20 protein-coding genes and 4 pseudogenes are annotated in these 20,864 nt (G+C 71.5%); 9 read left to right on the top strand and 15 right to left on the bottom strand.

The genetic code is table 11. From position 1 onward, the window contains the following. Positions 1–64: 64 nt before the first annotated feature. The 3 genes and pseudogenes from H3H54_RS10205 to H3H54_RS10215 all read right to left on the bottom strand — a co-directional run bounded on the left by H3H54_RS10205 (position 65) and on the right by H3H54_RS10215 (position 2,944). Positions 65–982 (bottom strand): alpha-E domain-containing protein, encoded by a 918-nt coding sequence (locus H3H54_RS10205; protein ID WP_262423811.1) that lies wholly within the window; start codon positions 980–982, stop codon positions 65–67. Beyond that, positions 969–2,675, bottom strand: a pseudogene (locus H3H54_RS10210) (circularly permuted type 2 ATP-grasp protein). Before H3H54_RS10210 ends, H3H54_RS10205 begins: the two are co-directional and overlap by 14 nt. A 2-nt stretch (positions 2,676–2,677) precedes the next feature. Then, positions 2,678–2,944 carry a hypothetical protein gene (locus H3H54_RS10215; RefSeq protein WP_262426540.1) on the bottom strand — a complete coding sequence of 89 codons (267 nt, stop codon included), beginning with the start codon at positions 2,942–2,944 and terminating at the stop codon, positions 2,678–2,680. A 72-nt stretch (positions 2,945–3,016) separates the two neighbouring features. Between H3H54_RS10215 and H3H54_RS18915 the strand changes: the two genes are divergently transcribed. The 3 genes from H3H54_RS18915 to rpsT all read left to right on the top strand — a co-directional run bounded on the left by H3H54_RS18915 (position 3,017) and on the right by rpsT (position 3,905). Then, positions 3,017–3,163: a hypothetical protein gene (locus H3H54_RS18915; RefSeq protein WP_316249005.1), complete on the top strand. Its 147-nt coding sequence runs from the start codon at positions 3,017–3,019 to the stop codon at positions 3,161–3,163. A 1-nt stretch (position 3,164) separates the two neighbouring features. Then, entirely contained in the window at positions 3,165–3,365 is a 201-nt protein-coding gene (locus H3H54_RS18920; protein WP_316249006.1) for a hypothetical protein, read from the top strand. A gap of 273 nt (positions 3,366–3,638) precedes the next feature. Further along, positions 3,639–3,905 (top strand): 30S ribosomal protein S20, encoded by a 267-nt coding sequence (rpsT, locus tag H3H54_RS10225; protein ID WP_262423812.1) that lies wholly within the window; start codon positions 3,639–3,641, stop codon positions 3,903–3,905. A gap of 118 nt (positions 3,906–4,023) precedes the next feature. Here rpsT and H3H54_RS10230 read toward each other — a convergent pair whose 3' ends face one another. The 11 genes and pseudogenes from H3H54_RS10230 to H3H54_RS10280 form a co-directional block, all read right to left on the bottom strand. After that, positions 4,024–4,431, bottom strand: a complete 408-nt coding sequence (locus H3H54_RS10230) for a hypothetical protein (RefSeq protein ID WP_262423813.1) — start codon at positions 4,429–4,431, stop codon at positions 4,024–4,026. Beyond that, positions 4,428–5,009 carry a DNA polymerase III subunit delta gene (locus tag H3H54_RS10235; RefSeq protein ID WP_262423814.1) on the bottom strand — a complete coding sequence of 194 codons (582 nt, stop codon included), beginning with the start codon at positions 5,007–5,009 and terminating at the stop codon, positions 4,428–4,430. Before H3H54_RS10235 ends, H3H54_RS10230 begins: the two co-directional genes overlap by 4 nt. Before the next feature lie 35 nt (positions 5,010–5,044). Continuing rightward, positions 5,045–5,281 carry a hypothetical protein gene (locus H3H54_RS10240; protein WP_262423815.1) on the bottom strand — a complete coding sequence of 79 codons (237 nt, stop codon included), beginning with the start codon at positions 5,279–5,281 and terminating at the stop codon, positions 5,045–5,047. 71 nt (positions 5,282–5,352) lie between these two features. Beyond that, the gene (locus tag H3H54_RS10245) at positions 5,353–6,045 is read right to left on the bottom strand and encodes an MBL fold metallo-hydrolase (protein ID WP_262423816.1); all 693 of its coding nucleotides are present in this window, start codon (positions 6,043–6,045) and stop codon (positions 5,353–5,355) included. Then, on the bottom strand, positions 6,036–7,406 hold the full coding sequence (locus H3H54_RS10250; protein ID WP_262423817.1) for a ComEC/Rec2 family competence protein: 1,371 nt from the start codon (positions 7,404–7,406) through the stop codon (positions 6,036–6,038). Before H3H54_RS10250 ends, H3H54_RS10245 begins: the two co-directional genes overlap by 10 nt. Further along, positions 7,403–8,194, bottom strand: coding sequence for a ComEA family DNA-binding protein (locus tag H3H54_RS10255; protein ID WP_262423818.1), 792 nt, complete (start codon positions 8,192–8,194; stop codon positions 7,403–7,405). Before H3H54_RS10255 ends, H3H54_RS10250 begins: the two co-directional genes overlap by 4 nt. Positions 8,195–8,297: 103 nt before the next feature. Beyond that, the gene (locus H3H54_RS10260; RefSeq protein WP_262423819.1) at positions 8,298–8,978 is read right to left on the bottom strand and encodes a vitamin K epoxide reductase family protein; all 681 of its coding nucleotides are present in this window, start codon (positions 8,976–8,978) and stop codon (positions 8,298–8,300) included. Between the two features lie 14 nt (positions 8,979–8,992). Then, positions 8,993–9,984: pseudogene (locus H3H54_RS10265) on the bottom strand (NAD-dependent epimerase/dehydratase family protein). Continuing rightward, positions 9,981–12,680, bottom strand: coding sequence for an alpha/beta fold hydrolase (locus tag H3H54_RS10270; protein ID WP_262423820.1), 2,700 nt, complete (start codon positions 12,678–12,680; stop codon positions 9,981–9,983). The pseudogene H3H54_RS10265 and the gene H3H54_RS10270 overlap by 4 nt, the downstream one beginning before the upstream one ends. Continuing rightward, positions 12,677–13,708: a 3-oxoacyl-ACP synthase III gene (locus tag H3H54_RS10275; RefSeq protein WP_262423821.1), complete on the bottom strand. Its 1,032-nt coding sequence runs from the start codon at positions 13,706–13,708 to the stop codon at positions 12,677–12,679. Before H3H54_RS10275 ends, H3H54_RS10270 begins: the two co-directional genes overlap by 4 nt. Before the next feature lie 106 nt (positions 13,709–13,814). After that, on the bottom strand, positions 13,815–14,792 hold the full coding sequence (locus H3H54_RS10280) for a sugar phosphate isomerase/epimerase (RefSeq protein ID WP_262423822.1): 978 nt from the start codon (positions 14,790–14,792) through the stop codon (positions 13,815–13,817). A 66-nt stretch (positions 14,793–14,858) separates the two neighbouring features. On the opposite strand from H3H54_RS10280, the gene eis reads away from it, so the two are divergent. Beyond that, a complete protein-coding gene (gene eis, locus H3H54_RS10285) occupies positions 14,859–16,091 on the top strand; it encodes an enhanced intracellular survival protein Eis (protein WP_262423823.1) in 1,233 nt (410 codons plus the stop codon). A gap of 30 nt (positions 16,092–16,121) precedes the next feature. Beyond that, positions 16,122–16,730: a thymidine kinase gene (locus H3H54_RS10290; RefSeq protein ID WP_262423824.1), complete on the top strand. Its 609-nt coding sequence runs from the start codon at positions 16,122–16,124 to the stop codon at positions 16,728–16,730. Positions 16,731–16,757: 27 nt separating this feature from the next. Here the strand turns inward: H3H54_RS10290 and H3H54_RS10295 are convergent, their stop codons facing one another. After that, entirely contained in the window at positions 16,758–17,120 is a 363-nt protein-coding gene (locus tag H3H54_RS10295; RefSeq protein WP_262423825.1) for a hypothetical protein, read from the bottom strand. Between the two features lie 614 nt (positions 17,121–17,734). Here H3H54_RS10295 and H3H54_RS10300 point away from each other — a divergent pair. From H3H54_RS10300 to H3H54_RS10315, 4 genes and pseudogenes are all read left to right on the top strand, one after another. Continuing rightward, a pseudogene (locus tag H3H54_RS10300) lies at positions 17,735–18,607 on the top strand (proline dehydrogenase family protein); the annotation flags it as partial. A gap of 385 nt (positions 18,608–18,992) precedes the next feature. After that, positions 18,993–19,757, top strand: a pseudogene (locus tag H3H54_RS10305) (aldehyde dehydrogenase family protein); the annotation flags it as partial. Continuing rightward, positions 19,673–20,635 (top strand): aldehyde dehydrogenase family protein, encoded by a 963-nt coding sequence (locus tag H3H54_RS10310; RefSeq protein ID WP_262423826.1) that lies wholly within the window; start codon positions 19,673–19,675, stop codon positions 20,633–20,635. The pseudogene H3H54_RS10305 and the gene H3H54_RS10310, both read left to right, overlap by 85 nt. Continuing rightward, complete coding sequence (locus H3H54_RS10315) at positions 20,559–20,840, top strand: hypothetical protein (RefSeq protein WP_262423827.1); 282 nt, start codon at positions 20,559–20,561, stop codon at positions 20,838–20,840. The genes H3H54_RS10310 and H3H54_RS10315 overlap by 77 nt, the downstream gene beginning before the upstream one ends. The last annotated feature ends 24 nt before the right edge of the window (positions 20,841–20,864 follow it).

Raw genomic sequence — 20,864 nt, forward strand, 5'->3', positions numbered from 1 at the left:
CGCCTGCTCGCCGCGCCGGGCGGACGTCACACCCGTCCCCGAACGGATGTTCCGCCTGCGCCGGTCAGTTCGCAGGATGGAAGTAGGTGGTGCCCAGAGCCCGGGTGACGGCGCCGGTGACCATCTGCAGCTGCTCCATCTCGTCGTCGAAGGATTCGACGATGTCGTCCAACGGACGGAAGCGCAGGCTCGCCAGCGCACGGCCGACGATCTGCCTGCCGGGTTCGGCGGTGCCGAGGCGGTCGAAGCTGTTGCCGTGCAGCTTCGCGAGCGCCTCGAGCGCCGCGTCGATCTCTCCGAGGCAGTGCGCGGCCGAGCGCGGGAAGATCGAGTCCAACAGCAGGAATTCGATCGCACGCGCCGCCCGCACCCGACCCCGATATGACCGGATGTACGCCTCGTGCGCGCTGCAGGAGCGCAGCAGCATCACGGTCGCGGCATCGGAGGAGTCCTCGAGATCATGCGCCTGCAGGTTCCGCGCAAGCATGTCGACCCGCTCGAGCAGCTGGCCGATCCGCAGGAACAGCCACGCCTCGTCACGGGTCATCGAGGAGTCCACGAGCCCGTCGACCACCGCACAGCGGTCCTTCGCGAACTGGAAGGCGCCGTGCATCCGGGAGGGGCGCACACCGCGCGGGAGCCCCAGGGTGGTGGTGTTCAGCGATTCCCAGACCTCCGTCGACAGCGCCTCCCGCACGCCCCGGGCGTTCTCGCGCGCGGTCTGCAGGGCGCCTGCCACCGAGGAGGGGTTCTGACGGTCGGTGACCAGGCGATCCAGCACCCGCTGCACCGTGAGGTCCGAGTCCTCGACGTCCTCGACACCGAAGATCTGGTAGACGCCGCGGCAGGCCGGAGCCGCGTCGAGGGAGGCGTCCTCGGTGATCGCCTGCAGCATGACGTCGAGGATGCGGGCGGTCTGGTCGGCACGCTCGACATAGCGACCGATCCAGAACATCGAATCGGCGATCCTACTGAGCATCATCGCGGGCCTCCTCGGCCGTGTCGGCGGGCGCCCCGGTCTCGTCCGCCACGTCATCGATGTCGATGAGGGGGATCGCCGAGGTCACGGGTTCGGGCTCGGCCTCCACCGGCTCCACCCGGTCCTCGCGAGGGTCGTCGTACTCGTCGTAGCTGTCGTCCAGCGGGTCCTCGATGTCGTCGACCACCGCCTCCGGGGCCTGGGACTGGGACTGGGACTGCGTCGGGCCGGCGTCAGGGGTGCGCACCGGGGCGAGCACCCAGGTGTCCTTCGAGCCGCCGCCGCGCGAGGAGTTCACGATCATCTCGCCGCGGGGCAGCGCGCCACGCGGGTGAGCCCGCCGGGCAGCACCCACACGTCATCGCCGCTGTTCAGCGCGAAGGGGCGCAGGTCCACATGGCGCGGCTCGGGCCCCTCCTCGACCAGGGTGGGGACGGTGGACAGCTGCACCACGGGCTGGGCGATCCACCCGCGCGGATCGGCCTGCAGGCGCTCACGCAGCACCCCGAGCTCCTCGAGGGAGGCGGCGGGGCCGATCACGATGCCCTTGCCTCCGGAGCCGTCGACCGGCTTGACGACCAGCTCGTCGAGCCGGTCCAGCACCTCTTCCAAGGACTCCGGCTCCTCCAGACGCCAGGTGTCGACGTTGGGCAGGATCGGCTCCTCGGCGAGGTAGTAGCGGATCAGGTCCGGCACATAGGTGTAGGTGAGCTTGTCGTCACCGATGCCGTTGCCGATGGCGTTGGCGACCACCACGTTGCCGGCGAGGATCGAGCGCACCAGCCCGGGCACCCCGAGCATCGAGTCGGGCCGGAACACCTCGGGATCGAGGAACTCGTCGTCGGTGCGCTTGTAGATCACGTCCACGCGTCGCAGGCCGGCGGTGGTGCGCATGTAGATGCGCTCGCCGCGCTCGACGAGGTCCGAGGCCTCGACGAGGTCCACGCCCATGGTGCGCGCCAGCAGGGAGTGCTCGAAGTAGGCGCTGTTGAAGCGGCCCGGGGTGAGCACCACGACCGTGGCCTCCTCGCCCGCCGTGTCCGGTGCGGCGGCCTGCAGGGCTGCGAGCAGCCTGCCGGGGTACTCGCCGACGCGGCGCACGGGGCGGGCGGCGAACAGCTCCGGGAAGCCCTGTGCCATGGCCCGACGGTTCGAGAGCACATAGCTGACCCCGCTGGGGGTGCGCACGTTGTCCTCGAGCACCCGGAAGTCTCCGGCCCCGTCGCGCACCAGATCGATCCCGGAGATATGGATCCGCACACCGTTGGGCGGGGTGTAGCCGCGCATCGCGTCGACCACATAGGTGGAGGAGGTGACCAGCTCGGCGGGGATCACGCCATCGGTGATCGCCTGCTGATCCTGGTAGAGGTCATCGAGGAACCGCTCGAGCGCGCGCACACGCTGCGTGACCCCGGCGGAGACGCGCGTCCATTCCTCGGCGGCGATCACCCGCGGGATCGCGTCGATCGGGAAGGGCCTCTCCTCGCCTGCGTAGTCGAAGGTGATGCCCTGATCGAGGTAGCTGCGGGCCAAGGATTCCGAGCGGGCGCGGAACTCCTCCAGGCCCAGTCCGGCCAGGGCGTCGTGCAGCGCCTGATAGGTGGGGTGCACGGATCCGTCGGGAGCGAACATCTCGTCGCCGCCGGTACCGGTCCGGGCGCTGTGGAACAGCGAGAGAGGCAGACATGCCTACCATTCTCACATCGTCCCAGCCCTCTCGTGGCGCAGATCGCCCAGGAAGCGAGAACCGATGTCCCTGGTCTCCCGGTTCACCTCAGCCCTCCGCTCCGCGGCGCGCAGCCCCGCCGTCCGCCGCAGCGCCCGCGGTCTCGGCCGTGCGGCGGTCCGGGCGGTGAAGGAGCAGGGACGTCCCTCCGGGCGCAGTCGAGGGTCCGTGCCCGAGGAGCCGCAGCGGCGACCCTCGAGCGGGGACAGCGCGCATGCCCTCGCGGACCGCACGGGCACCGCCCCCTGTCCTTCGACTACGCCCCGCGTGAGGACGGCCGCCCTGATCCGGGCGAGGTGGTGTGGGGGTGGGTGCCGTTCGAGGAGGACCTCTCCCAGGGGAAGGATCGCCCGGTGCTGGTGATCGCGGAGGAGGACGCCTCCATCGGCGGGGCCGACGGCGCCGGGGAGGTGCTGATCGCGCTGATGCTCACCTCCCGTGATCGCGGGCGAGGGTGAGGTGAGCACCGATGAGCACGGCTCGACCTGGGTGGACATCGGTGCCGGTGCCTGGGACAGCCAGGGCCGCCCCTCCGAGGTGCGGGCGGACCGTCTGCTGCGTCTGGCGCCCGAGGCCGTGCGCCGCGAGGGAGCGCGCCTGGATCGCGAACGCTACGATCGGGTCGCGGCCGCGGTCCGGGCCCTCCATGGCTGGCGCTGACCTGGCCCGACGGTCACGAGACACGCCGCACACCGGGGACGTCCCCGGGGTCGCCTCTGGTAGTGTCCTTCCCTGTATGTGTGACATACCGTTCGGTGTGCGCATGACGTGGTCCCGCCGTGTCAGGGGCGACGATTCGTGCGACCCGGGCGAGTACCCGTGGCAGCGACCCGGGCCCGACGTCTCCAGGCGAGTCCCCACCGCCGTCCCCGTCGGTCCCGTTCCTCGGCCGTCGCGGAAGATCCACCGCAGCAGCACTAGAGAAGAGTCCCCGTGGCAAACATCAAGTCCCAGATCAAGCGGAACAAGACGAACGAGAAGGCGCGCCTGCGCAACCGTGCCGTCAAGTCCGAGCTGAAGACCTACACCCGCAAGGTGAAGGCCGCCATCTCCACCGGTGACGCCGAGGCCGCCGGCGAGGCGCTGAAGACCGCCTCCCGCAAGCTCGACAAGGCCGTCTCGAAGGGTGTCATCCACGAGAACCAGGCCGCGAACCGCAAGTCCGGTCTCGCGAAGCTGGTCGCCGCAGTCGGCGCCTGAGCTTCACCCGCTTGACCCCACGAGGCCCCGCACACCACGACGGTGTGCGGGGCCTCGTCATGTCCGGGTCATATCCGGGCAGAGACTGCGGGGCTGAGCCCAACGAGCCGTGCGGGACTCACCGCGCCCGGCGGGCGCGGCAGATCCCCATCACCATCCGCTGCACTGACCACTGAGGGTCGCGGCCCGCACCCTTGACCTCGTGGTCGGCGCGGGCCACGGCCTCGAGCGCACGGGCCAGGGAGCGGTCGTTCCAGTGCCGCGCCTCGCGGGAGAGGTTGCGCAGCATCCAGTCCGGCATCCCGAGGGTGCGGGGGCTGGCGCCGGGGGCGGTGACCTTCGCCAGCGATCGCATCTTGGAGGCGATCGCTGCGACGATCGGCACCGGGTCGGCGCCGGCGAGCTGGGCCTGCTGGAGCAGTTGGAGCGCGTCCTGCTCGCGGCCGGCGATCGCGGCGTCCGCGACGGCGAAGGCGGTGGACTCGACCCGCCCGGCGGTGAGGGCGTGGACGTCCTCGACGGTCACCTGGATCGGCTTCTCCCCGGGTCGGGGGTGGAGTCCTCGATGAGCTGATGGCTGATCGCGGCGAGCTCCGCGAGGTCGGTGCCGAAGGCGTCGACCAGGGCGACCAGGGCTTCGGGCTGGATGCGTCGCTGAGCGCGGGCGAACTCCGCGGCGACGAAGGCCTGCTTGTCCGCGACCCGCTTGACGGGGCTCGCATCGACTCTCGGCACCCCGACCTTCTTGAGCGTGTCCAACAGCTTCTTGCCGCGGTTGCCGCCGCGGTGGACGAGCACCAGAGCAACCTCCGGCTCAGGCGCCTTGACGTAGTCGAGGAGCTCGCCGACCAGGGCGTCCGGGGCGGCCTGCAGCTCGGGGACGACCACGAAGCGGGGTTCGCCGAACAGCGAGGGGCTGGCCACCTGGGCAAGGGCGCCGGGGGCGAGGGCGTCACCCGAGAGGTCGTGGACCGCGACGGAGGGGTCCGCTTCTCGAGCGAGGGACCTCAGCCGTTGGACGGCGCGATCGGCGATCAGGGTCTCCGTACCGTGGATGAGCACGATCGGTGCGAGGGCGACGCTATGCCACTCGACATCGCTCACGGGGGCTCCTCACTGCTGGGGTGGATTGGTCGATCCTAGCGGGCCGGGCCGACGCTGCGCGGCACCGCCTGCCCATCGGCCGGTAGCACGACGGTGCCGTGGACATCGGTGCGCAGCACCTGGGAGCCGCTGTCCTCCAGCAGTTCCAGCAGCTCGTCGGTGGGGTGCCCGAAGCTGTTGTCCTGTCCGACGGGGACCAGGGCCAGGTCGGCGTCGAGCTGGTGGTAGAGCGGGGCGTGCTGGAAGCGGGATCCGTGGTGGGCGACCTTCACGATATCCGCCGCTCCGGGCGCGAGTGCGGCGAGCTCGGCCTGGGCCGCGGGCTCGAGATCGCCCAGCGTGATCAGGCGGGTGCCATCCGCCCAGACGACCTCGAGCGCGAGCGAGCAGTCATTCGCTGCGTCCCCCTCGCTCGATCCTCCCAGTGCCGCGCTGGCCCTGAGCGCGTCCTCCGCAGATCCCGGCCACAGCACGCGCACGGCGAGCCCGGGCCGCGACCAGGTCTCGCCGGTGGTGGCGACGGTGACCGGGCGCCGGCGGCCACCTGCGTCGCCGCCTCCGGCAGCGGGCACACCCATTGCTCTGCAGGCTGTCGCCGGCCGTTGAGCGCGTCGACGCCGCCGGTGTGGTCCTGATGGGGGTGGGTGAGCACGAGCAGGTCGATCCGCGTCACCTGGAGCCGGTCCAGGCACTGGCGCAGCGCTGCGGGATCGGGACCGGTGTCCAGGAGGATCGTGGGTCCGTCGCGGGTGGGCGCCTGGAGACGCAGCAGCACCGCATCGCCCTGGCCGACGGCGCACAGGGCAAGGCTCCAGTCCGGTCCGGTGCTCACCGGCAGCAACCGGCCGACCCCAGGGGCCAGGGCCGTCACCAGAAGGGCGGTGACGATCCAGCGCACCAGCGGAAGGCGGCGTGCCGCGAGAGCGATCGCCGCCACCAGCACCACGGCGATCGCGAGCAGCGCCCCGGTCGCTCCTTCGGGGACGGAGATGCGTGATCCCGGGAGGGCATCGGCGGTGCGGGCGATCAGCAGCACCAGGTGCGCTCCCCGCTCGCGGCGGTGTAGAGCATCTGCGCGGCTGGCGGCCAGAACGCACCGAGCACCAGTGCGATCAACCCGATCACGGTGGAGGGCCCCACCAGCGGTCCGACGATCATGTTCACCGGCACCGCCCAGATCGAGATCTCCGGGGTGAGCAGGATCAGCAGCGGGGTGCATGCGAGCTGAGCGACCAGGGGCACGGCGAGGACGAGAGCGGCCGTGCGGCCGAGCCGCCCTCCGCTGAGTTCGACGAGGGTGGTGGCCAGCGGTGGTGCGGCCAGCAGAATCGCTGCGGTCGCGAGGGCGGAGAGGAGGAAGCCGACGGAGGCGGCGGTGACGGGGTCGAGCACCGACCACAGCGCCACGGTGAATGCGAGGGCGGCGACTGGTGAGGCCCGTACCCCAGCGAAGCGCGCGGCCAGCAGCGGGACGGCCATCGTCGCGGCGCGCTGGACGGACGGCTCGTCCCCCACCAGCCACACGTAGCCCGCCACCATCATCCCGGCGGCGAGCAGGCGAGGGCGGCGACGCACCCCGGCCAGCAGCAGGGGGATCAGCACCGCGGCGAGGACCAGCGCAATGTTCGCCCCGGACACAGCGACCAGGTGGGAGATTCCGGCGCGGCGCATGATCTCCTCGGTCCGTTCGCTCATGCCGCTGGTGTCCCCCGTGGTCATGCCTCGCACCAGCGCGGCCTCGTCAGCGGGCAGATGCGCGGTGGCGTCCCGGGCAAGCTGCCGCAGGGCATGCCGTGCACTCTGCGCTCGGCCCTCCATTCCGCCGGTGGCCACGGGCTGCACTTCGGTGGCACGCAGGATCACGAGCGACCCGCTGACGGTGACCGTCCCGCGCACCTGGGCCGTGTCTCCGTCGCGGACTCGGTCCAGGCCCTCCTCCGCGTCGCCGGAGGCCCGCAGCAGCACCGGCAGCGACCCAGGCAGCGTGGTGTCCTCACGGCCGATCCGAGCGGCACCCTGGACGGTGCGGGCGCGCATCTGCAGCCCGTCCTGGGCCCAGCTCGGCCCGCCGCTCGGCGCGGCTGGATCTGCGGCGGCGACCACGCTGAGCTCCACGATCAGCCCGTCGGCGGCGGCGTCCTCGAGCAGTGCGTCGGTGCCGCCATGGCGTTCGAGGGCCGGGAAGAGGAGGATGCCTGCCAGCACCACGATCCCCAGGTGGGCATAGAGGCCTTGGGCGGTGCGGGTGCCGCCGCTGAGCGTGATCACGGTCAGCGCGAGCGCCACCAGCACGGCGCCGCCAGCCACCGCCGCTGCGGTCCCCGCCGTCACACCGAGAACCGCGAGCGCCCACACGCACGTGGCACCGGGCAGCAGGCGCAGGTCCGCGCGGCTCATACCGATGCCCGCTCTCGGATCTTCTCGAGGGTGGCGGGGCCGATCCCGGAGACCTCGAGCAGGCCGTCAACGGCGGTGAAGGGACCGTTCTTCTCGCGATGCTCGATGATCCGTTGAGCGATCGAGGGGCCCACTCCGGGCAGCTCCTCGAGCTCGGTGGCGCTCGCGGTGTTCAGATCGATCGTCCCGCCGGCGCCGGAGGCGGCCGGCTGCTCGCTTGTCGGGTCCTGTGGTGCGGGTGTCATCGGCGCGCCCCCCGGCGCCGGGACATGGATGTGCTCCCCGTCCTCCACCGGGCGCGCGAGGTTCACCACCGACAGGTCAGCCTCACTGCTGATCCCGCCCACGGCGTCCAGCGCATCATGCACACGGGACCCAGCTGGCAGATGCACCACGCCCGGCGCCTCCACCGCCCCGGAGACGTGGACGACGAGCTCGGTGGCCTCCTGGGCGGCAGCGGTGGGCGATTCCGGCGCTGCCGGCAGCTCGGACTCTTCCTCGGGCTCCTCTTCGGGTTCTTCCTCGGCCTCGTCGATCTGCACCTCCGCCGCGGGCCCCGTCTCGAGCGGCACGGCGGTGCCCGAGCCGGAGAGGTGGATCGCTCCGACCGCGATCAGCACCAGCACCGCGATCCCGACCAGTGCCGAGGGCGACGGAGAAGGCAGCGACAGCCGTCGCTGCGGTCTCGCAGCGGTGTGATCGCGGCGCTCGATCAGCGCCTGACCGGTACGGCGATGCTTCCCGGCGCGACCTCGCCTCGGTCCCTCGGATCCGGCCTGTGCTCCCATGCCCGCGAACCTAGACGGATCGGGCCCTCCCGAGCCGGCTCAGCCCGAGGCCTGGGGACGCAGGACCGCTGTGGAGGAACCGTCCTGCCTCGCTCCGCTGGGTTCAGCCGAGGCCCAGCATGACCAGCCACTGGCGCCGGAACGCGATGGCGATCACCACGACCACCAGCAGGTACCACAGCAGCGTGAGCACCACCCAGCGGCGCAGCAGGTTCGCCAGCGGCGCGGGCGGGCGCAGGTCGCCGCTCTCGATGGTGTGGGCGAGCGAGGCGAAGAACATCGGGGCGGTGACCGTCCAGATCACCATGCACCAGGGGCACAGCGCCTTGATCAGGAAGATCGCCGAGATCGCCAGGAAGTGCACGTAGCCGAAGGCGAAGGTCATCCCGCCCAGCCGGGCCCAGCGGGACCAGAGCGGCAGCACGGTGCCGGAGGCCATCAGCGCGCCGACCACTCCCATGATCGCGAATCCACCCAGCCCGAGCGCCATGTTCGGGATCCCCAGCGCGGAGGACTGCCAGGTCATCATCACGTTGCCGCAGGAGATCAGCGGGTTCACGTCGCAGGAGAGGGTGGCGTCGGGGTTCTCGAGCAGGATCTCCTTGCCGAGCTGCAGCTCGAGCGAGGCGATCCACCCCACCAGCGCGCCGATCAGCAGCACCAGGCCTGTCAGCCGCCTGCCGGCGCGGCTCTTCGAGGACCGCTCGGCGGCCAGCTCCGCGTCGATCTCGGCCAGCAGGGCCGCATCGTCGCGCGGGGAGTCGGTGGGGTGCTTCTCGCTCATCGTGCAGGCGCCCTTCAGACGACCGGGTGCTCGCGGAACCAGGCGGCGAGGTGCTCATTGCCCTCGTCGAGGCTCACGCGCGGGGCCCACTGCAGGCGCTCGCGCGTGCGGCGCTGATCGAACCAGTGCGCGGTGGACATCTGCTCGGCCAGGAACTCCGTCATCGGAGGTTCGTCGTGCCCGGGGCGCTTCTCCCAGATCCGCTCGATCACGCGGCCGGCGAAGCGGGCCACGCTGCCGGGCAGGTGGATGCGCGGATGCGGGACCCCGGCGGCGTCGCACCAGCCGGCGAATACGTCGCGCACGGTGCGGGGCTCGCCGTTGGAGACCACGAAGCTCTCCCCGTGTACGGCCTCGATGCGGTCGTACGCGGCGACGATCGCGTCGGCGGCGTTGGTGACGTAGGTGGTGTCGATCAGGGCCATGCCGTCGTCCAGCAGCGGCAGACGGCCGCTGCGGGCGCGATCCACGATCCGGCCCACCAGCTGGGTGTCCCCGGTCCCCACACCACGTGGGGGCGGATCGAGGTGACGAGCAGCCCGTCGGTGCCGTCGGCCTCCATCGCCAGCAGCTCGGCGGCAGCCTTGGTGCGTGCGTAGGGGCCGCGGGCCTGTGACGGGTCGGCGGGGGTGGCGTCGAGTCCCACGATCGCGCGGCCCAGATGGGCGACCGACGGCGAGGAGATGTTCACCAGTGCGCCGCCGCCGTTGGCGCGCAGCGCATCCAGGACGTTGCGGGTGCCGTCGATGTTGATCGCGCGGTACTCGCTCTCCGGGCCCGAGATGGAGACCTTGGCGGCGAGGTGGATCACTGCGTCGGCGCCCTTGACCGCCCGGCGCACGTCCTCCGGCTCGGTGAGCGATCCGCGCACGTCCTCGATGCCCTCGAGCCCGGCGGGCCGGCGCTGGAAGGCGCGCACGGTCGCGCCGCGGTCGCGGAGGATGGTGGCGACGGCGCCGCCGAGCATGCCGGAGGCACCGGTGACCAGGATGGTGGGCGCGCTCACAGGGCGTCCGCCTTCTCCCCTGCAGGGTCTGCTCGGACCAGCGCGACAGGGCCGCACGGTCGATCTTCGAGTTGTGACGGATATCCGTCGGCAGTGCGCGGGTGGTGAACACCGCGACCACCTCGGCGCCGCAGCGGTCTCGCACAGCGCGCCGCACGGCCTCCTGCAGGGGACGGCTCGGCCGGGCGCGGATGGCCCGCCTTACCGGGGCGGTAGCCCTCCTCGGTCTCGAGGATGACCACCACCTGCTGGGTGCCGCGGGGGCCGACGACGGCGGCGCCGGCGCGACGCACGGTCGGCACCGACTCGGCGGCCTCCTCGACCTGGACCGGGGTGAGCAGGCCGCCGGCGGTGGCCAGCACGTGGTCCGCGCGACCCTCGACCCACAGCCTGCCCTCCTCATCGAGGTGGCCGACATCGCCGGTGGCGTGCCAGCCCTCGAAGCGCATCGCGGTGTGGGTGGTGCGCCAGAGCATCAGGTAGCGGTCCCGCACATGCGGGCCGCGCACCAGGATCTCGCCGCTCACGCCGGGGGCGTCGATGATCGCCCCGGTGGTGCGTCCCAGCTCGTCCATCTCGGCGATCGCGATCTCGACGCGCGGCACCGGACGGCCGACGCAGACGCCGGAGCCCTCGCCCGCCTCCTCGATGCCCTCGAGGTCGATCGCGGCCACGGCCAGGCACTCGGTCATGCCGTACGGGGTCAGCGCCCGCGCGTTCGGCATCAGCGAGCGCAGGTCGCGCAGGAGGTGCGCGGGGATCGGCGCACCGGCGGAGAAGAAGCTCGCCGCGTCGGCCATGGCGGCGCGGCCGGCGTCGTCGAGCTGGTCGGCGGTGTCGAGGATGTTGCGCAGCGCCGCGGGGGCGGTGAACACGGCGGGGCGGCCCAGTGCCGCGATCGCCGCGGCCAGCGCCGGTGCGGTCAGCTCGCCGGGGCGGGTGATGTCCATGTCGGGCACCACGGTCGGCGCTCCGAGGGCGGGGCCGAGCAGTGCGAAGGTCGCGAACCCTGCGACCAGGCCGCGCTCGGGTGCCAGCTGCAGGGTGTCCCCCACCGCGGTGAACATCGCGCCGAGCTGGCGGTGGGTGAGCACCGCGCCCTTGGCCGGTCCGGTGGAGCCGGAGGTGAACAGGATCGCAGCGTCGGCCTCGGGATCGGGCCACGGTGCGTCCAGCGGGGCGCCGAGTTCGCGCATCACCGAGCCGGAGCGGGCGAGCTCCGCGATCGAGGTCTCCACGCCGAGGGCGACGCGGTCCACCGTGGGCAGCTGCTCGACCGAGAGGCGGCGGCCGGGCCAGCCTAGGGCGCGGGCGCCCACCAGCGCCTTCTTGATGCCGATGAACCAGTCGGGGTGCGAGCCGATCACCGCGCGGGTCAGGCCGGGCAGGCCGAGGCCCGCGTCGGCGACCACGGCGACGGCACCGATGCGGAAGCAGGCGTAGAGCACCCCGGTCAGGTCCGCACCGGGAGTGATCAGGAGGCTCACGCGGTCCCCGGGGCGCACGCCGTGGGCGAGCAGTCCGGCGGCGATGTCGTCGACTCGGCGGTTCAGCAGGGACCAGGAGATCTGGCGGTCCTCGCCGTCGTCACCGCCGAGCTCGACCACGGCGGCGCGGTGCGCGTGCACCGGGTCGGCGGCGAGCTCGACGATCGGCGCGCCGATATGGCGCTCGGGTGCGGGCTCGGCGTAGGAGGAGACGGAGCGCCAGACGGGCGCCTCGGTGCGGGGCTCCTCAGCGGTGCCGAAGTTCGTGTGCAGCCAGTCCGCGACCATGCCGGCGACGTCGGCGTCCTCCCACACCAGGTGGGAAGCCTTTTCGAAGCGGTGGACATCGGCGTGCGGGACCCGCTCGATGAGGTCGCGCAGGAAGCGGTCGTTGAAGGTGATGTCCTTCGGCCCCCAGGCGAACAGGGTGGGGACGTTCAGCTCGCGGATGCCATCGGCGACCCGCTCGAGGGTGGGCCGGGAGGGGTGATCCGCCGCGGCCGGGATATCGGCGACGAACTGGTCGATGCCCTGGCGGCGGGCACGGGTGCGATACGGCGCGAGGTAGGCGTCCTGCACCTCCTTGGGCAGCGCGGGCTTGGACAGCGCCAGCGTGGTGCGCAGGAAGGTGTCGGTCAGCGACGTCGAGGGGGTGCGGAACCACGGCGCGGTCGCGAGCTGCAGCGCCTTGGGCAGCGCCTCCTCGAGCTTCTGGTGGACGCCGGTGTTGGTGAGGATCATCCCGGCGAGGTCGTGGCGGTTGTCCAGTGCCCAGCCCGCGGAGATCAGGCCGCCCCAGTCATGGCCGACGGTCACGACCGGGCCCCGCAGGGACAGCGCATCGGTGAGCAGGGACAGGTCGGTGACGCGGTCCTGGTAGCGGCGCTTCATGCCGGTCCGCTCGGACCAGCCCATCTCCAGCTGATCGACGGCGATCAGGCGCCAGGGGATGTCCGCGCGCACCAGCGAGCGGAACAGGAAGGAGTAGGTGGGGTTGCCGTGGACGGCCAGCAGGGTGCCGCGCGGGGTGATCCCGCGCTCGGCCAGCAGCGGACCGGAGTCCAGCAGATGCCAGCGGCGCAGCTCGCCCGAATGGTCGCGCACCTGAAGGGTGCGGCTGAGCCGGGGATCCACCCCGGGCATCGCCGGGATCCCGGAGTCTCCGGGAGAAGAAGCGCGTCGGCGCCCTGTGCTGCGGGTGGTGCTCACCACTCGACCTCCATCATCGCCGTGTTCAGACCTGAGCCGACCCCCATCAGCAGCACGCGTTGCCCTCGCTGGATGTCGTTCTGGATGTGCGCGAGAGTCATCGGCACCGCTTCGGCGGCGACGTTGCCCCAGTCCCCGAGAGTCATCGGGATGCGGTCCATCCCCACTCCGGTGATCTTCGAGAAGTTCCGGATGTACACCGTGGAGACCTGATGGGGGATCACGAGATCGAGGTTCTTGAAGTCGTGCCCCGCCGCGTTGGCGCCCTTCCAGGTGTCCAGGATGAGCTGGATGCCGTTCTCGAGCAGGCCGGCGGAGTCGGTGCGCATGTCCTGCATGTCGGCCACGCACAGCTCGTGGTGCTCGGTGCCGGCACGGGCCTGCGTGTGCTTCAGCCGGTGGCCCTCGGGATGCTCGTCGGACGGTCCGAGGACGGCGGCTGCGGCGCCGGAGCCCAGGGTCAGGGAGGCGAACTGGTTGTTGAAATCCGCGCGGGTGGAGGTCTTCGAGTTCAGTCGCTCCACGGTCCCGCGCTGTACCTCCTCGACGTCCTCCGCACCGACGACCAGGGCGTACTTGATCTGCCCGGAATCGATCATGGCCGAGGCCATCGTCATCGCGTTGACGAAGCCGAGGCAGGCGTTGGTGATGTCGAAGTTCATGCAGCCGGGCGGCATGCCCAGCGAGTGGTGGATCCCGGTGGAGACCGCGGGTTCGAGGTGCTGGCGGGAGACGGAGGCGTTGATCAGCAGGCCGACCTGGTCTCGCATGATCCCGGCCTTGGCCATGGCGCGCTCTGCGGCGAGCACCACGCCCTGCTTCCAGCCGTTCTGGGTGTCGCGCCACCAGCGGCGCTCATAGACGCCGGCGACCCTCTGCAGCACGCCCTTGGGCAGCCGCAGGCGCTTGCGGGCCGGTGCGAGCATCTCGTCGATCTCATCCGAGGTGACCGTGACCTGCGGAAGGCTCATCTCGATCGCCAGCAGGCTGGTGTTCCTGTGGACGATCCCTGTGTTCCCGTTCCCCATCAGCGTGCGCTACCTCGTCAGTCCGTGTGCTCGTCGTCGTCGCAGGGGTCCGGAACGGCCCCCGCACATGCATCCGTCATTGTCACACCCGCTCCTGGGGAGACACTCATGAGGTGGTCGATCCCACGTCGTCGCCATCGGATTCCTCGTCGAGATGGTGCCCGAGGTGGTGGCGCGCGAAGGCGAGGCTCTGGCGCAGCGTGCGCTCGCGCATCTCCGGATTGTTGCTGGTGGAGACCTCCAGCAGCACCGAGCCCTCCCAGCCGCGGTTGGCCAGGCGTCGCAGCACCTCCGCGCAGGGCTGGTTGCCCTCGCCCGGCGGCAGGTGCTCATCCTTGGTGGTCTTGCCGGAGCCGTCGGCCAGGTGCAGGTGGGTGAGGCGGTCGCCGAGCCGATCGATCATCTCGAGCGCGTCATCGCCGGCCGTCGCGGCGTGCGAGAGGTCCACGGTGACGTGGGCGTAGTCCTCATCGGTGGGGTCGTGATCGGGCAGGTAGTTCAGCAGCTCCCGCACCCCCAGCCGCCACGGGTACATGTTCTCCACCGCGATCGCGATGCCGTGCTCCTCCTCGAGCGCGCGGACGCCCTCGACGAAGCCGCGTGCGTATCTGCCCTGCCAGCGGAAGGGCGGGTGCGCGACGATCGTGGGCACCTCGAGCTCCTTCGCGATCTCGACGGTGCGCTCGATCTTGATCCAGGCGTCGCGCCCCCACAGCCCCTGCAGGAAGAACAGGGTGGGTGCGTGGAGGGAGAGGATCGGCTGCTGGTACCGCTGCGAGTACTCGCGCAGCAGGGCGGGGTCCTGGCTGTCCTTGGGATAGGAGACCATCACCTCCACCCCGTCGTACCCGATCTTCTGCGCCAGGCGAAAGGCTTCCTCGGCCCCGGCAGGGAACACGGAGGAAGTCGACAGGCCCACCGGGATCCGGCGCTGAGGCGCCTGGTCGCTGCGGGGGTCTCCGGCCGACAGCCGCTTGGACAGCGCCTCCCGAGCGGCACGCTGAGCGCTGTTGGGGCGGGTGTAGGGCTTGCGGGCACCGTCTCGCGGCGCATCCGTCGAATGACGGTCACGGCGTGGGCTCACGGCATCTCCTCAGGACTGAGCGGGCGTGGTCAGTATGCAACAGGCGGCGCGCCTAGACTCTCCGGCATGTCTGTTCGCGATCTCACCGCCGAGGACTTCGTCGTCTACAAGACGATGACCTCAGGCGCTTTCGGGGGCCCCTTCGATCCTTCCTCACCGGGGGCGGCACGCGACTTCTCGCCCGGCCAGACCGCGATCGGCATCGACGCCGCGTCGGTGCCCGGCGGGCTCGACGGGGTCATCGCCGCCGGGGCGCGGATCCGCCATGACCGGGTCACCCTGGGCGGCGGTGTGGCCCGCTGCGGCGGTGTGGCGGGACTCGCCGTGCACCCGGCCCATCGCGGCGATGGCCTGTTCGGGCAGCTGCTCACGGCGGTCATCGCGCGCTGCGATGCCGAGGGCCTGCCGCTGTCGATGCTCTACCCCTCGAACCCGGCGATCTATCGCCGGTACGGCTACCAGGTGGTCGCCCGCAGCGAGTCCCTGATCGTGCCGCTGGTGGATCTGCAGCGGATCGCGGCCGTGCCGGATCGGCGACTTGTCCCCGTCACCGAGGCCACGATGCCCCGGCTGCGGGAGCTCTATCACCGGCTGAGCGCGCATGACAACGGGATGCTGCGCCGGGAGGCGCCGCTGTTCGACGAGGGCCTCCCCGGCGGGGGCTGGTCCGCACTGCTGCTCGAGGATGGATCCGGCACCGACCACGGCTACCTTTCCTGGACCCGTCGTGGTGAAGCCGCGGACGGCGTCGGGCTCGAGGTGCATGAGCTGATGGGCCGCACCCGCGCCGACCGCCTCGCACTGCTGCGTTCCCTGGGCTCGTGGTCCACGGTCACGGAGCTGGCCCGACTGCGGGTGCGCAGCGAGGATCCGGTGCTGGACGCGCTGCCCGGCGGCGGTGCCCGCCCCGATCCCGACCCGGTGCCGCTCGTGATGATGCGCGTGATCGACACCGCAGCGACGCTGCGGGCGCGCCCTGCGCCGGGCGGCCTGCACGGAGCGGTGCGGCTGCTGGTCGAGGACGACACCGTCCCGGCGGGCACCTGTCACGGGGCCGGCACCTTCCTGGTCTCGGCCGCCGACGGCCGCATCAGCGCCGGGCCCGACGACGGCACCACCGAGGACCTGCTCGGCACGATCCGCCTCGACATCCACGCGGTGTCCCTGCTGCTGGTGGGTGGCCGGCGCCTCGCCGATGCCCGCCGACTCGATCTCACCGCGGTGGCCGATCCGGCCGCCGAGACATTCCTGGATGCCCTGCTGGCCGGCCCTCGGCCCAGCGTCCTGGATGCCTTCTGACCCCGCCCCACCGACCCCGGAGCCCCCTGCATGGCCAAGCTGCACTTCAAGTACGGAGCGATGAACTCCGGGAAGTCCGACACGCTGATCAAGACCGCGTACAACTACGACGAGCGGGGCCTGGCCACGCTCACCGTGAAGCCTGAGCTCGACACCAAGGGCGAGGACTGGGTGGTGGCGCGCGGCGGCGCACGCCGACGGGTCGACGTGCTCGCGGCCGCGGGCGACGATGTGCGCGCCCGGGTCCAGGCCACGGCCGACGAGCGCGGGCTGCGCCCGCTGCACTGCGTGCTGGTGGACGAGTCGCAGTTCCTCGAGCCCGCTCAGATCGACGACCTGTTCCGCATCGCCAAGCAGGACGGCATCTCGGTGATCTGCTACGGGCTGCGGGCAGACTTCCGCACCGAGATGTTCCCCGGTGCGTCCCGTCTGTTCGAGCTGGCGGACAACATCGAGAAGCTGCCCACGATGTGCCGTTGCGGCTCGCAGGCGGAGTTCAACTGTCGCGCTCTGGACGGCCGATTCGTGTTCGAGGGCGAGCAGGTCGCAATCGACGGGTCGGAGGTGACCTACATGTCGCTGTGCGGTCCGTGCTTCATGCAGGAACAGGAACGCGCCGGCGTCACCGTCCTGGGGTGACACAGGCGCGTCCGGGTGCTGAGGGGCTCAGGAGCTGAGCGGCTTGTCCTCGCCGACCTCGGCGTCGCCGCCTGCGCTCGCGGTGTCCGCGGCGCTCTTGGCAGCGTCGTCCTGATCGCCGCTGAGGCGCTCCTTGGCGCTGCCGGCGGCATCGGAGACCTTGCCCTGGACGTTCGAGGCAACCTCGGGCGCCTTCTCCTTGACGGTCGATGCGGTGTCCTGCGCGACCCGGGTCGCCGTCTCCTTGGCCTGGGTGGCGCGGCGCTGGACCTCGGGGTCGTCGGCCACCTGCCGGGCGCTGCGCTCGAGCGACTCGTAGGGACCGCGACCGGCGCGGGATCCGACGACGAAGCCGATCGCGAGTCCGGCCAGGAAAATGAACTTCTTCATCAGTGCCTCCAGGGTCGTCCGGTGTCTGTGCACCGCATCGTGTCACAGCCTCGCCGCCATGGCAGGTGCTCGCCGACCGAGCGGTCCATGGGACGGCAGTGGCAGGCGCGGCGGGGTTCGTCCCACTTCGGTCCCAGATCGGTCACAGAACCTCCACGTCGCGGGCCCCCTGGCCCCGTATTCAGGCCGATCGAGGACCTACGATTGAGGCCCGCACCGTCGCTCTGAACGAGAAGGAGACTTCGTTGTCCCCGATGCCCCTTTCGCAGTCTCCGCTCGATGATCCCGTGTCCAGCTCCGTGACGGTGGAGGACGTCTCCGCCCAGGTGCGCAGCTGGGTGGAGGCCGCTGCTCTCCGCCCCGTACCGCGCCCCGCGAAGATGCTCTCGGACCTGCTGCGGGACCCGAAGGGTCTGGACTTCACCCTCGGCTTCGTCGATCGCGTCATCCGCACCGAGGATCCGCGCGCCGCGGCGGTGGAGCTGCGCCGCCTGGCCCAGGATCCGCCCGCCTTCCTGCCCGCGGCGCTGCGCCGCGTGCTCGGCCTGGGCGGTCTCGCCTCCCAGCTCGCCCCCACCGCGGTGGTGCCCACCGCACAGGCCACGATGCGCCGCATGGTCAGCCATCTCATCCTGGACGCACGCCCTCGCCCGCTGAGCGCCTCGATCGCGCGCCTCACGGCCGACGGCACGAAGCTCAACATCAACCTGCTCGGCGAGGCGGTGCTCGGTGCGCAGGAGGCCTCGCGCCGGATGCAGGGCGTGCGCGAGCTGGTGGAGCGTGAAGATCTCGACTACCTGTCCATCAAGGTCTCCTCGCTGGTGGACCATCTGCCGCTGTGGGCCGCCGCCGAGACGGTCGACCACACGGTGGAGACCCTCCTGCCGCTGTACCTCGAGGCCGCACGCCGGGACCGGCCCACCTTCCTCAACATGGACATGGAGGAGTACCGGGACCTCGAGCTGACCCTGCAGGTGTTCGAGAAGCTGCTGGACCGTCCTGAGCTCGAGCACCTCCATGCGGGCATCGTGCTGCAGGCCTACCTTCCCGACGCCCCCTCGGCGATGGCTCGGGTGCGGCGCTTCGCCGAGCGGCGGGTCGCGGCAGGCGGCGCACCGCTCAAGGTGCGCCTGGTCAAGGGCGCGAACCTGGCGATGGAGCAGGTCGACGCCTCGGTGCACGGGTGGACGCAAGCACCGCTGCTGTCCAAGGAGGAGACCGACGCGCAGTACAAGCGGATGCTGCTCGAGGGCCTGGATCCCGCCCGTCTCGAGGCCGTCCACCTGGGGGTGGCCGGCCACAACCTCTTCGACGTCGCCTTCGCGCATCTGCTGATGCGTGAGCGCGGCATCCCCTCGGGCCCGGGCCACGGTGTCGAGTTCGAGATGCTCGCCGGGATGGCTCCCGGGCAGCAGGCGGTGGTGCGGGAGGCGACCGGCACCATGCGGCTGTACGTGCCGATCGTGCACCCCGATCACTTCGACGTCGCGGTCTCCTACCTGGTGCGTCGCCTCGAGGAGAACGCGTCCTCGCAGAACTTCCTCTCGGCCGCCTTCGAGCTGGACACGTCCGAGGAGCTGTTCGAGCGCGAGCAGCAGCGCTTCGTCCGCGCCCTGGACCGCGCGCTGGAGGAGACTCCCTGCCCACTCACCGCGATCAGGACCGCTCCGCCGAGGTCGCCGGTGCGCGCGGGATGCTCCCGCTCGGCTCCCCGGCCTGCCGGCCGTGCCCGGCGCTTTCCGCAATACGCCGGACACCGACCTGTCGTCCCCCGCGAACCAGGAGTGGGCCGGACGGATCACCCATCGCATCCGCGGCTCCGAGCTCGGTCTGGACGAGGCCCGGGCCGCGCGCCTGGAGACCATCGAGGCCGTGGACTCCGCGATCGCGCGGGCCCTCGCCGCACAGCCGGACTGGGCGGCGATCGGGGTGGAGAAGCGCGCCATGATCCTGCGCCGGGCTGCGGGGACCCTCGCCGCGCACCGTGCCGAGCTGCTCGAGGTGATGGCGGCGGAGACGGGGAAGGCCCTCGAGCAGGGGGATCCCGAGGTCAGCGAGGCCATCGACTTCGCCCTCTACTACGCCGAGCAGGCCGAGCGGCTCGCGGCCCGGAGCGATCTGCTGGCCGCGCCGCGCCCGCTGACGCTCGTGGCCCCGCCGTGGAACTTCCCGGTCGCGATCCCGACCGGCGGGGCGCTGGCCGCGCTCGTGACCGGCAGCTGCGTGATCATGAAGCCGGCTCCGCAGTCCCGCCGCACCGGTGCCCTGGTGGGGCGGCTGCTCCACGAGGCCGGCGTCCCCCAGGACGTCTTCACTCTGGTCGACGTGCCGGAGGATGAGGTGGGACGCGCGCTGATCTCCGATCCCCGGATCGACCAGCTGATCCTCACCGGTGCCTCGGAGACCGCCTCGCTGTTCGCGTCCTGGCGCCCGGAACTGCGGATCCTCGCCGAGACGAGCGGCAAGAACTCGATCATCGTCACCCCGCAGGCGGATCTCGACCTGGCCGCCCGGGACGTCGCCGCGAGCGCCTTCGGGCATGCCGGGCAGAAGTGCTCGGCGGCCTCGCTGGTGATCACCGTCGGCTCGGTGACCCGTTCGCGCCGCTTCTCCGCACAGCTCGCCGACGCGGTGCTGAGCCTGCACGTGGGCCGGCCCACCGATCCCACCGCACAGATGGGGCCCGTGGTCGAACCGCCCGGGGAGAAGCTCCGTGCCGGCCTGACCGAGCTCTCCGACGGCGAGGCCTGGCTCTCCCGGCCCCGGCAGCTCGACGAGACCGGCACGCTCTTCTCCCCGGGGTCCGCACCGGTGTCGAGGAGGGCTCGCCCTTCCACGTCACCGAGTACTTCGGACCGGTGCTGGGCGTGGTCCATGCCGACACCCTCGAGGAGGCGGTGCGGATCCAGAACGGCACCGCCTATGGGCTCACCGCCGGGATCCAGTCCCTCGAGCCCTCCGAGATCGCCTGGTGGACCGAGCACGTCGAGGCGGGCAACCTCTACGTCAATCGCGGCATCACCGGTGCGATCGTCCAGCGGCAGCCGTTCGGGGGCTGGAAGCGCTCCTCGGTGGGCCAGACCGCGAAGGCCGGCGGCCCCAACTACCTCGTCCACCTCATGGACTGGGTCGACGGCGCAGCGGTCCCGGACCCGGCCACGGACGCTGCAGCCTGGTCTGCGGCGGCACGGCACAGCGACCGCGAGCACTTCTCGAGCATCTTCGCCCCACGGGATGTGCAGGACCTGCACGGCGAGATCAACATCCTGCGGTATCTGCCGCTGCCGGTGATGCTCCGTGCCGCTGAGGGCACCGCGCCGTGGGCGCTTGAGCGGGTGCTGCAAGCCGCGGCGACCGCGGGCGCCGAGGTGGAGGTCTCCCCTAGCTCACTCGGAGCTGGCCGAGATCGCTCGCGCGGCGGGCCTGCCCGAGGACAGGGTGACGGTCGAGGACGCTGCGAGCTTCGCGGCCCGCGTCCCCGCTCTCACCCAGTCCCGCATCCGGCTGCTCGGTGAGGCGGATCCCGCTCTGCGCGACGCGATCGCCGCACACATCGAGGTGGCGCTGTTCACCGGGCCTGTGGTCGCAAGCGGTCGAGTGGAGCTGCTTCCCTTCCTGCGCGAGCAGGCCATCAGCGCTACGAACCACCGCTACGGCAATCCGCTGCCGCATCCGCTGGATCTCACCGGCGGGAAGGGCTGGTCGCGCGGGCAGGCCTGAGACCGTAGCCTGCATCGGACGAAT

This window comes from Brachybacterium sp. Z12 (genome assembly GCF_014400405.1).
Classification (GTDB): Bacteria; Actinomycetota; Actinomycetes; order Actinomycetales; family Dermabacteraceae; genus Brachybacterium.